General features: G+C 52.3%; 8 protein-coding genes and 1 pseudogene. 6 read left to right on the top strand and 3 right to left on the bottom strand.

The window, feature by feature from the left end; genetic code table 11:
- Positions 1 to 222 precede the first annotated feature (222 nt).
- On the bottom strand, positions 223 to 996 hold the full coding sequence (locus ROA7450_RS15275) for a DeoR/GlpR family DNA-binding transcription regulator (protein ID WP_085806778.1): 774 nt from the start codon (positions 994 to 996) through the stop codon (positions 223 to 225).
- Positions 997 to 1,210: 214 nt separating this feature from the next.
- Here ROA7450_RS15275 and ROA7450_RS15270 point away from each other — a divergent pair, with 214 nt between their 5' ends.
- From ROA7450_RS15270 to ROA7450_RS15250, 5 genes are all read left to right on the top strand, one after another.
- Positions 1,211 to 2,155, top strand: coding sequence for an ABC transporter substrate-binding protein (locus ROA7450_RS15270; RefSeq protein ID WP_085806777.1), 945 nt, complete (start codon positions 1,211 to 1,213; stop codon positions 2,153 to 2,155).
- A 78-nt stretch (positions 2,156 to 2,233) separates the two neighbouring features.
- Entirely contained in the window at positions 2,234 to 3,256 is a 1,023-nt protein-coding gene (locus ROA7450_RS15265) for a quaternary amine ABC transporter ATP-binding protein (RefSeq protein WP_085806775.1), read from the top strand.
- Positions 3,256 to 5,247 carry an ABC transporter permease gene (locus tag ROA7450_RS15260; protein ID WP_085806773.1) on the top strand — a complete coding sequence of 664 codons (1,992 nt, stop codon included), beginning with the start codon at positions 3,256 to 3,258 and terminating at the stop codon, positions 5,245 to 5,247. The genes ROA7450_RS15265 and ROA7450_RS15260 overlap by 1 nt, the downstream gene beginning before the upstream one ends.
- Before the next feature lie 2 nt (positions 5,248 to 5,249).
- Positions 5,250 to 6,131 carry a phosphotransferase gene (locus ROA7450_RS15255; protein WP_085806772.1) on the top strand — a complete coding sequence of 294 codons (882 nt, stop codon included), beginning with the start codon at positions 5,250 to 5,252 and terminating at the stop codon, positions 6,129 to 6,131.
- An 8-nt stretch (positions 6,132 to 6,139) separates the two neighbouring features.
- Complete coding sequence (locus tag ROA7450_RS15250) at positions 6,140 to 8,587, top strand: GcvT family protein (protein WP_085806770.1); 2,448 nt, start codon at positions 6,140 to 6,142, stop codon at positions 8,585 to 8,587.
- 244 nt (positions 8,588 to 8,831) lie between these two features.
- Here ROA7450_RS15250 and ROA7450_RS21300 read toward each other — a convergent pair.
- Positions 8,832 to 8,984, bottom strand: a pseudogene (locus ROA7450_RS21300) (integrase); the annotation flags it as partial.
- Between the two features lie 264 nt (positions 8,985 to 9,248).
- Between ROA7450_RS21300 and ROA7450_RS15240 the strand changes: the two are divergent.
- Positions 9,249 to 10,919: an alkaline phosphatase family protein gene (locus tag ROA7450_RS15240; RefSeq protein WP_085806768.1), complete on the top strand. Its 1,671-nt coding sequence runs from the start codon at positions 9,249 to 9,251 to the stop codon at positions 10,917 to 10,919.
- Positions 10,920 to 11,136: 217 nt separating this feature from the next.
- Here the strand turns inward: ROA7450_RS15240 and ROA7450_RS15235 are convergent, their stop codons facing one another.
- A complete protein-coding gene (locus ROA7450_RS15235; RefSeq protein WP_159454066.1) occupies positions 11,137 to 12,276 on the bottom strand; it encodes an alpha/beta hydrolase in 1,140 nt (379 codons plus the stop codon).
- Between the last annotated feature and the right edge of the window lie 198 nt (positions 12,277 to 12,474).

The raw sequence follows: 12,474 nt of genomic DNA, 5'->3' as shown, positions 1-12,474 counted from the left end.
GTAGCCCAAAAGGATTTTTGAGTGGCAAAATATTGGGGTAGTCGGGTCTTGGTGTTTTTAACGATTAAGGGGTCACCCATGCGTAGGATGACTTCGACGCTTCTGGCGCTCGCCGTATCGGTCTCTGCTGCAGCCGCAACGACAATTTCAGTCGGAAACATTTAAAGCTAGCAGCCACAACGCCTTGCTGAGCGAATTCGAAGGCAATACCATCTTGAAAGATTATTCAACAACGGCAAGATCGATCTCATTCGACTTTAGCATGTCAACGATCGGCCCAGATGGCTGTGCATCGGTATAAAGAACGCTGAACTTAATCTTGCCCTTTAGCGACACTGGAGCACGCTTATTGAATTTTCCGCTATCAGCAACGGCAATGCGGACTTGTGCATTTTGTGCGGCGATTTCCGACAAGTTGGCCTCTTGCAGATCGTGCAGCATGAAGCCCGCTTCGGCGTTGATTGCCCCGACTGATAAAATGGCGAACTGCACGCTGAGTCTTTGAATGAGGTCCATCGCCTCGGCGCCAAACGCGCCGCCGTCGTGTGGGCGCAATTCACCACCAGCTAGAAACACGCGATTATTGTTCCTAGAGGCCAGTGTATAAGCCACAAATGCTGAATTGGTTACCACAAACAGATCCGTGTGATCCCTGAGGGCGGAGGCGACAAATGCTGTTGTCGAGCCGATATCCATAAAGATGGAATCACCATTATTGATGTTTTGTGCCACAGCCAAAGCCAGCCGTTCTTTTACAATTGCATGAGTGTCCATGCGGCTTTGAAGTGGGGCCTCGTCGAAATTTTCTATCAGATGAACGCCACCATGCACCTTACGGACAATATGGGCATCTTCCAGCGTACGAATGTTGCGCCGGATGGTTTCATACGAGACGTGGAGTTGTTTTGAAAGAAACCCGATACGGCATGACCCACCTGCGCGCTGGAGTTCTTTGAGGATTTCTTCTTCACGTTGATTTGTGGTTTTGCGGGGCATTTGTAGGCGAGTATTCATGATTTTTGTATAGAATAAGAAACCACATAAAGCAACATTCAGTTACAATTTTGGCGGATAGAGCGTTCATTATTGTGAGATTTTGCAAACTAAGTGTGGGTAAGTGTGGTTTTTGTTGACTAAAGCCAAATTATGCCGCACCCTTTGGGGAAAACAATAAAAACCAAACAAAATACCACACTTTAGGGAGATAGCTATGACCAATATAATCAACAAATTAGGGGCCGCAGCCCTGATGCTAACAACTGCTGTTGGTAGCGGATCTGCCGCCGAATCGTCTGATCCGATCAAGCTGACGTTGCATGATTGGTCTGGTCAACTGATTAACACCAAGATCATGGGCAGTATTTTGCAAGAGGCGGGATACAACGTCGAATACGTTCAGGCAGATTACATCGCACAATTTGCGGGATTGAAAACCGGCGACCTGCATCTTGCTATGGAGATCTGGGAAACCACAGGCCGCGAGGCGCTGGATGAAGCCACAGGTTCGGGCAAGGTTGTCAACGTGGGGGAAACGGGTCTGATGGCGATCGAAGAATGGTGGTATCCGCTCTATATGAAAGAGCGATGCCCTGGTTTGCCGAACTGGGAAGCGTTGAGAGACTGCGCTGAAGAATTTGCCACTGCTGAAACCGATCCATATGGCCGTTATGTTGGCGGGCCAGTCACCTGGGGCGGATTTGACGAAGAACGGGTCGAAGCGCTTGAGATGGATTTCGAAGTTGTTCATGCAGGTACCGACGCAGCGCTGTTTGCCGAATTGGAATCTGCGTATCAGCGGCAAGATCCGATTGTCTTGTGGGTCTATGTGCCGCATTGGGCACCCGCCAAGTACGAGGGTGAGTTTGTTGAATTCCCAGCCTTTAGCCCGGAATGCTATTCAGACCCATCAGTTGGGGTGAACCCGAACATGGCTTACGACTGCGGCAAGCCACGTGGACCGATCTGGAAGGCTGCCTGGAGTGGTCTGCAAGAAAAATGGCCGGGGGCTTATGACATCATTGAGGCCTACAACATCAACAATGAGGAAATGAGCGCCATGGTCGGCAAGGCCGATCTGGATGGTGTTGATGTTGATGCTGTGGTTGCGGAGTGGATGACAGACAACAAAGATCGCTGGTCTGAATGGGTCAACTGATCCGTTAACGGTGCCCGGGGCAGCGCCCCGGGCTGTCTCATTTTTCAATCCTGTCCGACCGGACCCCCGGAGATGTTGATGACTTTGAGCCCCAAGCTTTCGTGCCGAAACGTGTGGAAAATCTACGGTCCCAACGCGCAAACCTTGTTGCAAACCTATCCTGATCCCAGTGATCAAGATATCGCGGATGCTGGTGTGGTGGGCGCGGTACGCAGTGCCAACCTTGATATCGCTGAGGGCGAGATCTTTGTCATCATGGGGCTTTCCGGGTCGGGTAAGTCGACCTTGGTGCGTTGCCTGTCCCGGCTGATCGAGCCTACCAAGGGTGAGGTCTTGTTCGATGGGGTCGATCTGTTACGCGCTAGCGAGCCTGAACTGATCGATATTCGCCGCCATAAAATGGGGATGGTGTTTCAGCACTTTGCGTTACTGCCGCACCTCAGTGTGTTGCAGAATGTCAGTTTTCCTCTAATAATTCAGGGCGTTTCCAAAGCACAGGCTGATATCAAAGCCCGAGAAGTGGTGGAACTCGTTGGCTTGAAAGGACGCGAGGATAATTTTCCGCGCGAACTGTCGGGCGGACAACAACAGCGTGTGGGGATCGCGCGCTCGCTGGTCAGTGAACCGGATCTTTGGTTTCTGGATGAGCCGTTTTCGGCTCTTGATCCGCTTATTCGTCGGGAAATGCAGGATGAGTTCCTGCGTTTGCAGGCGCGTTTACACAAAACCATTGTGTTCATAACCCATGACTTTGACGAGGCTGTGCGATTGGCTGACCGTATCGCCATCATGAAAGACGGCAAGATCATTCAAGTCGCCACACCTGAAGAGCTCTTGATGAATCCAGTCTCGGAATATGTGGCCGAGTTCACCCGCCATATTCCGCGCTCAAAAGTTTTGACAGTTGGTGGCTTGATGACACCGGGAACAAATGGTGCGGGGGAACCGATTGCTCAATCTGCAAAGATTTCGGATGTGGCAGAGCAGATCATCGCCGCCGAAGGACCTATTTCTGTTGCAAACGAGTCTGGGCAGATTGTTGGCAGTATTGATCGCGTGGCAGTGGCACAGGTTCTTTTTGCCCGTCAGGGGGGGGCTTGATGTTTCATCTGAGCCGATCAGCGTTAATCACTTGGGGGCTGGTTGTCTTGACAATTATTCTGGGTGTCTATGGCCGAGATTTGGCCAAAGAGCTGGATGCCCGCTGGCTGGTCAAATTTCCATCAACTTGGGTGATACCGTTCAAAACCTATATCTCTGACGGAATGCGCTGGTTAATTGAAGAAGCGGCCATCGGTCCATTGTCTTTTACCGATGTGACCCGCGCCATCGCCTGGTTGATTGAGCAGCCCTATCAGTTCGTGCTGTCATTGCTGGCAAGTGGTTTTGTCAGTGGACGGGGGGCCGACGCGCAGTTGCTGTTGCCTGCGGTAAGCTGGATCGTAGTCATTGCCGGGATTGTTGCACTTGGGCATTACTGCCGTGACTGGGGCTTGGCCGTGTTGGTGGGTGCGTGTTTTGTCTATCTCGCCATTTTCGGGCAATGGGAAAGTGCGATGATCACACTGGCCTCGGTGTTGATCGCGGTGCCGATCGGGGCTGGAGGTGGATTGCTCGTGGGGATCTGGGCCTATCGCAGACCGTGGGGGGAGAAGCTGATTTCGCCGGTTCTGGATTTGATGCAGACGATTCCGATCTTTGCATATCTTGTGCCGATCCTGTTCATGTTTGGATTTGGCCCAATTTCGGCACTGGTGGCAACAATCATCTATGCCACGCCGCCGATGGTTCGGATTACGATCTTGGCGCTTAAGGCGGTCGATCCGGAGATTGTAGATTTTGGCCGTATGGCCGGATCAACCAACCGTCAGCTGATGTGGCGGGTTCTGGTGCCATCCGCCAGCCGCAGCCTGATGGTCGGAGTCAATCAGGTGATCATGCTAACGCTGAACATGGTCATCATTGCCTCGATGATCGGGGCAGGGGGGCTGGGTTTCGATGTCTTGGCCGCATTGCGTCGGCTAGATATTGGCGCAGGATTTGAGGCCGGTATTGCCATCGTAGTTCTGGCCATCGCGGTTGATCGGTTAAGCCAAGCCTTTGCTGAACGTATGGGACAGGTAAAAAAGCCGGCAACTGGCACATGGGTTGCACGCCACAGACGCACGGCTCTCGTGTTGGTCTTGCTAGTAGTGACCTGGGGGTTGGGCCGCTTTTCGCCGCTGCTGTTGGAGTATCCGGAAAGCCAAACCATCACCACGGGTGCATTTTGGGATGATCTGGTTAAGTACCTCAACATCAACTATTTCGATACACTTGAGGCAATCAAAGTCTTTTTCTTGCATTACTTCCTGTTGCCGATCAAACGGACATTGCTGGGTATTCCGTGGCCATGGGCAATTTCGATGCTGACTTTGCTGGGGTGGCGTGTCGGGGGGCCAAGGTTGGCGCTGTTGTGTGGGGGCCTGTCGGGGCTGATTGCCATCACCGGACTCTGGCCAAAGGCGATGATCACCGTTTACCTGTGCGGTGCTTCGGTCATTCTAGCAACTGTGATCGGCGTTCCCCTTGGTATTCTTGCCGCTTTGAACAAGCGTGCTGGTGTCGTGATCAACGTGCTAATCGACACACTGCAGACCCTGCCAAGTTTTGTCTATCTGATCCCTGTGGTGATGTTGTTCCGTGTGGGGGATTTTACCGCGATGATTGCCATTGTGCTCTATGCGCTGGCCCCGGCGGTGCGCTATGCCGCCCACGGCATCCGTTCTGTTAGTACTGAGCTGATCGAGGCCGGTCAGGTGGTGGGCTGTACGCGCCGACAGTTGTTGCGCCACATTCGCTTGCCGATGGCGTTGCCGGAAATCCTGCTGGGCATCAATCAGACCATCATGCTGGCCTTGTCGATGCTAGTGATCACCGCGCTGGTCGGCACCCGCGACCTAGGGCAGGAGGTTTATATCGCGCTGACCAAGGCCGACATCGGGCGGGGGTTGGTCGCTGGGCTCGCCATCGCCTTTATCGCCATCATTGCCGACCGTCTGATCAATGCAGGCGCCCGTCAGGCCCGTATTCGTTTTGGATTGGAGAACTGATCATGGAGCAAGCTGATCTTATCACCCGCATTCACGCCTTGCCGATCTGGGAGGGCAAGATAACGGCTGAGCCTTTGACCGGGGGAATCACGAATGTGAATTTTCTGGTTGAAGACCGAGCTGGAAAATACGTTGTGCGGGCGGGGGAAGACATTCCGCTGCACCAAGTGATGCGGTTCAACGAGCTTGCCGCTAGCCGGGCAGCGCATGCTGCAGGCTTGTCGCCCCAGGTGGTCCATGCCGCTGGCGATTTGACTGTTCTACAGTATATCGAAAGCCACACCCTGACTGAGGCGGATGTATGCAGATCAGACATGTTGCCGCGTGTACTGGAGCTGGTCAAAACATGTCATCGACAAGTGCCCAAGCATTTGCGCGGACCGGCACTGGTGTTTTGGGTCTTTCATGTGGTGCGTGACTACGGGGCTACTTTGTTGGATAGGAGTAGCGTTCATGCCGCTCTTGTTCCGGAACTGGTAGAGTTGGGTAACGCATTGGAACAGGATGCAGGCCCTTATGAGATTGTATTTGGTCACAATGACTTGCTGTGCGGCAACTTTTTGGATGACGGTATCCGCCTGTGGTTGATCGATTATGACTATGCCGGGTTCAACAGCCCACTGTTCGATCTGGGCGGTTTGGCGTCAAACAACGGATTGAGCGCTGCTCAAGAAGACTGGATGCTGGAAAACTATTTTGAAGCACCTGTGACGCAAGATCTGCGCCATCGGTACGGTGCGATGAAATGTGCCTCGCTACTGCGTGAAACCATGTGGAGCATGGTGTCAGAGATCACATCAGATATCGACTTTGATTACGCCGCTTATACGGCTGAGAATCTCGCGCGGTTCCGCGCGGCTTTTGAAGATTACAGAAATTCCTGAGGACTGACATGACTGAACTTCCCTCAACCGCAAAGGCCGTCATCATTGGCGGTGGCATTATCGGCTGCTCGACCGCGTACCATCTGGCCAAGCTGGGCCTGACGGATACGGTGTTGTTAGAACGCAAAAAGCTAACCTCGGGCACGACCTTTCACGCAGCCGGTTTGGTCGGGCAATTGCGCTCAAATGCGAACATCACGCAGCTTCTGGGGTATTCCGTTGATCTTTATAACAAGATCGAAGAAGAAACCGGTCTTGGCACCGGCTGGAAGATGAACGGTGGTCTACGCCTTGCCTGTAACGAAGAGCGCTGGACCGAAGTAAAGCGCCAAGCCACAACCGCTCATTCTTTTGGTCTTGAGATGGAACTGCTGACCCCGAAAGAAGCGCAGGGCCTATGGCCGTTGATGGATATATCGGATGTCGTCGGTGCCGCCTTCATGCCTACCGATGGGCAGGCCAACCCCTCGGACATCACGCAGGCCCTGGCCAAGGGCGCGCGCATGGCCGGTGCAAAGATTTTTGAAGATACAAAAGTCACCGATATCGAAATTGACAACGGCAAGATCAAAGCGGTGATCACTGATCGGGGGAGGATCGAGTGTGAAAAGGTGATTTGCTGCGCGGGGCAGTGGACACGGATGTTTGCCGGGCGCTTTGGTGTCAATGTGCCACTAGTGTCGATGGAGCACCAGTACATGGTGACAGAAGCCTTTGAGGGTGTGCCATCCAACCTGCCCACACTGCGCGACCCGGACCGGTTGACCTATTACAAGGAAGAAGTCGGCGGTCTGGTCATGGGCGGCTATGAACCCAACCCAATTCCCTGGGCCAATGATGGCATTCCACAAGGGTTCCACTACACGTTGCTGGATAGCAACTTTGAGCACTTTGAACCGCTTATGGAATTAGCTTTGGGGCGCGTGCCTGCCTTGGAACACGCCGGGATCAAGACGTTAACTAATGGGCCGGAAAGTTTTACACCCGATGGCAACTTCATCATTGGTGAAGCCCCGGAGTTGGCGAATTTCTTTGTCGGTGCGGGGTTTAACGCCTTTGGCATTGCTGCAGGTGGGGGCGCGGGTATGGCGCTTGCAGAATGGGTTCACAAAGGCGAACCGCCGTTTGATTTGTGGTCGGCAGATATTCGTCGTTTTGGGCGCCCGCATTTTGATACTGATTGGGTGCGTACCCGCACGGTAGAGGCTTACGGCAAACACTACACGATGGCCTGGCCGTATGAAGAGCACGATTCCGGCCGCCCCTGCCGTAAATCACCCTTGTATGATGTGCTGCGTGAGCAGGGGGCTTGTTTTGGCGAGAAACTGGGTTGGGAGCGGCCCAACTGGTATGCGGATGCATCAAGCGGTGAGGTGCCGAAGGATGAGTATGGTTTTGGTCGCCAGAACTGGTTTGATGCCGTGGGCCGCGAACACAAGGCCGCGCGTGAGGCGGCGGTTCTGTTCGATCAGACATCGTTTGCGAAATTTACGCTCAAAGGCCCGGATGCGCTCAAGGCGATGAACTGGATCTGTGCCAATAATGTGGATCGCCCTGTCGGGGCGCTGATCTACACTCAGATGCTCAATGACAAAGGCGGAATTGAGTGCGACCTGACCGTGGGGCGGGTGAAACATGATGAGTTTTACATCGTCACCGGCACCGGTTTTGCCACGCATAATTTTGACTGGATCCGCCGCAATATTCCCGAGGGGCTGAACTGTCAGTTGTTTGACATCACCTCCTCCAATGCGGTGCTGTCTCTGATGGGGCCGGAGGCGCGCAATATCTTGACGAAAGTCACGCGCGATGACGTAACAAACGAAGGCTTCAAATTCGGCACGTTGCGCACGATTGGTATTGCAGGCTGTCCGGTACAGGCGCTGCGGGTGACCTATGTTGGTGAACTGGGATGGGAACTGCACCTGCCAGTGGAATATGCGCAAACGGTTTATGCCGCACTAACGGAGGCAGGGCGTGATCATGGTTTGATCAACGCCGGGTACCGAGCGATTGAGACCTTGCGACTGGAAAAAGGCTATCGGGCCTGGGGTGCAGAAATTGGCCCGGACCATACATCATTTGAATCCGGCCTCGGTTGGGCGGTAAAGCTGAAGCAAAACATTGACTTCAATGGGCGCGCCGCCGCAGAGGCCCAGCAGGCCAATGGTGTAAAAAAACTGCTAGCGGGCTTTACCGTTGATCCAGATATCGTCTTGCTGGGCCGCGAAACAATTTACCGTAACGGCAAGCGTGTCGGCTGGCTGACCTCAGGTGGATATGGTCATACGGTTGAAAAATCGATCGGTTATGGCTACGTGCGCAATCCCGATGGCGTGGACGCCGATTACGTGTTGAGCGGTGATTACGAGCTAGAGGTGGCCACTGAACGGGTCAAGGCCGAGGTGCACATGCGCCCCCTTTATGACCCGAAAATGGAACGTGTGAAGGCATAACTGACACCATCGAAAGGTTTATACGTAGGATCCTGTCAAAGCCCGAAAGACATCTTCATCGGGCGATAACCGCGCCAATGCTATCTGTCTCAAAGGCCGCGACGGTTTACACATTGTTGAGCAAAACCTCTGGGAAGAGGCCCAAAAGAACTGAAGAGTTGTGAAGGAAAAGAAACCCTCTCTTAGCAAATCGACCTATTTGGACCCATAAGCGCTGACGTCAGACAGATTGATTGGCAAAGGAATTTCGGATCACGAGTACCCTTTCGCGAACGTGATCATCCCTCACCAAGTCAGTGACAATCAGTTTGACCAAATCGCATCCGCGAAGCTTGCTATCAATTGCCGCGTTGAACAGCGCAAGATCGCGCAGCTTCCCCTCCAATCCTCCCGCCAAGCCCCGACATCAGCACCGCGCTGACATCTAAAATCTACAGGTGGTTTGAGTGGCCGTTATCGGGTTGCTCATTCCTTGGAAAACGCCGCAGATACATTGGTTTCAATGCTGCCATATAGTGGCTTGACCAGTCGTTCATTCGGGTTGCAACAAGGATTGGTGCTTGGTTTCACAGGTCGTGGACAAAACAGACATTGACTGATTGGCTGCATTGGTTGAGCCTGATTTCAATATTGCCCGGCCGAAACTGGCGGAGGATACATTATGTACAGAACCCTAATTACTATTGTTGTAGTCGCTTTCCTACCTTCAATCGCTTTGGCGCAAGAGGATGCACAAGACATTCGCTTGGTCGTTCAGGTTACGGTGGATGGTTTACGAGCAGACCTCTTGCAGCGCTATCAGGACAGCTTCAGTCACGGTGGTTTTCATCGTTTCATGGAAAGGGGCGTCTGGTACACGAATGCACATCATATGCACGCGAATACCGAAACCATTGTCGGCCATGCAACGCTCGCGACCGGAGCTCATCCGTCTGAACACGGTATGATAGGCAACGCCTGGCTTGATCGAGTGACGGGACACTTGGGTTACGGGATTGAGGACAGCGAGCATCCTCTGCTGCCGGTGCCGGGTTTTGGCGGAAAGGGTCAGCAAATCGACCCATCGCAAGCCATAGCACAAGCTGGCGGCCGTTCGCCGAGGAACCTTCTTGCGACAACTTTTGGTGACGAACTTTTTAAGACGAACAATGGTCGTTCCAAAATTTTAGGTATTTCTGGAAAAGACCGATCGGCGGTCGCGATGGCCGGCCACTTTGGCGATGCTTTCTGGTTTTCAACCAGCACAGGTGCTTTCGAGACCAGCGAGTACTATTTCAATTCCTATCCAGATTGGGTGACAGAATGGAACAGCCAACGGCCAGCAGATGTAGCGATTGGTACATTATGGGAATTGAGCACTCCAAAAGAAAGTTATCTGTTAGCTGAAAACGACGACCGCCCCTATGAAGTCGACTTGAAGGGGTTTGGTCGCGTCTTTCCGCACCGCTATGGCACACCCGAAGACGGGCTTTACTACACACAGGTTTTGCTGACGCCATTGGGGGATGAACTCACTGCTCGTTTCGCTGAAACTGCTGTTCATGCTGAAGGCCTCGGACAGGACGCGTTTACAGACTATCTCAGCGTAAGCTTCTCCGCGGTGGATGCTGTAAACCACCTCTTTGGCCCTTCGAGCCTTGAAAACGAGGAAATCATGCGCAGGTTGGACCAGACCCTTGAGCAGTTCTTTGCATTTCTCGATCAAGAAATCGGTGCAGAACACATTCTTTACGTTTTGTCGGCGGATCATGGCATGCCCGAAATGCCGGAGTTTATGGCAGAGATGGGCCTGAGCACTGCTCGCAACTACAATGGTGCCCTCAAGGATGCATTGAACGCAAATTTGGCGGCCGAGTTTGGCATCCAAGATGCGATCCTACAGTTCTTTCGCCCTTACATATACCTTGACCGGCAGGCAATCGCCGCAGCTGGTTTAGACAAACGTGCAATTGAACGTTCCATCGTGGACGATCTTGAATCGCGGGATGGCATTGCAATCGCCATGCCGCGCAATCCATTTCCTGAGCAGATTGGCGATTTTCTGGAAGGGCCGATTCGGCGCAATTTCCATCCGCAGCGCTCCGGAGACATTTACGTCGCCCAAGCGCCGTATTCCTTCCTTTTCGAAGCAGGTGCTGTCGCTGTTATGCACGGCTCGCCCTGGCGATACGATACCCACGTCCCGATAATGTTCAGCGGCCCGGGAATTGAGCCACAAGTTGTCTCGCGACAGGTTTCCACTGTTGATGTGGCTATAACTTTGAGCAACCTTCTTGGGACCACCATACCTAGTTCCGCGGCAGGTCAGATTCTGGATGAAGTTGTCCGCTGACCCAACTTTCGTCACTTGCCAATTCAACGAATTACCCAGAAAATCTCGTTATATCAGACACCAGCGGAGAAATTTGAAGTTGGTGTTGCAGCGGTCAATTAAACCCACAGGATACTAGCGTCTGACTGCGATCTGGTTCACGTCGTTCACAAGCCACGGCTGCTCAGCGACAACGGGTCATGTTAAAACCCTCATAACGGGCATTCAGTTTCATCACCTAGTTGCTTGCCTCGCTAATTGATCGCAAAGCACCATCTACACCAACCGCGATTGATTGGCCGAGCGAGAGATTTGGCCGTTGGTTAAAGCTGGTTTTTTCCTCTAGTGTCTCACCGAGCAATTGAACAACCGCAGGAGAATCCTTGTATTTTGAGTGTGAAAACGAACTCTCATCTTCGATTTCACTCAGATCAATTGCTATGATCCCGAGTTTAGAAAGCTCTTGTGCTGAAACTTGGCCAACGCGCTGAACACCGCCGGCGACACGTTTGCTGGCTCTGAGCGCCACATCGTCTTTCGAGACAAGTACAACAATATTTCGGCCATCATTAGGGAATAATTTGATCTGAGATATAAACAAATCGATATCGATATCAGGTGCTGCGAGGACGACATTCCTGACTTTGTTCGTGGGGTTAATCCCCGTCGTCAGTGCAATTTGGCGAGAGGCTTCCATTACAAGGAGCGTGCCCATGGAATGTGCCACTACGTCGTAACCTTGCACAGCCGAGAGCTGAAGGGTCGAAAACATGCTTACAAGGTGATCTCTAGCAACCAGAACACTGTTTACATCATAAACATATTTTACCGTTTGACCGCTAGAAGCCCATGAGAATAGAACTGGTACGCCATCGTACCCCGTGTCCTCTACAAATTGCGAAATTTGAAGAACGGCCGAGGTCAGATTTGTATTGTAACCGTGCACGAACAAAAGAAGGTTACGTTTATCTTTCGGCAATTTGGATAAATATGTTATCAGGTCCGATTGAAATGCTTCCCGGGTTTCGAAATTAACAGGTTGATCAATGACAAAGTGTTTTTGAGGATCTGATGGGAGGCTATTCGGGCGCTCAATCTTACCTGTTTTGTGTTCAGGTGGGATAGACACAGTGACCGAAGCAAAGTTGAGCTGTTGGCTTCTTTTTCCTGAATAGAAAACACCGGCCTCGCTGGATTTTGCGCGCGACGTCGCAACGAAAATGCGATGCTTGGTAACTTTTGCAACACTATCAACAGGTGCTATCGTTGGAACATCTATCAAGTCTTTAGGCCCTGAACAGGCGACCAGAAGCAAGAAGGTCAAACCAATTAATAGTCCTGTCACGCCACTATTATTCTTAATCAATTCAATCGACACACGGTGGGTGGAGTATGCAATTACTGTCCGTCACCAGAGTTTTTGGAACCAATGTGGGCCTATGTCTGACGTCAGCGCTTATGGGTCCAAATAGGTCGATTTGCTAAGAGAGGGTTTGTTGCTCATCGTAGCCACCAAGGAGTGGATGATGAGAAAGACAACGAAGAGCCCTGGCGAGAAGATCGTCAAAGATATCAA

It is taken from the genome of Roseovarius albus (genome assembly GCF_900172335.1).
Taxonomy (GTDB): Bacteria; Pseudomonadota; Alphaproteobacteria; order Rhodobacterales; family Rhodobacteraceae; genus Roseovarius; species Roseovarius albus.
The sequence above is the reverse complement of the archived record's forward strand: the minus strand, read 5'-3'. Positions and strand labels throughout refer to the sequence as shown.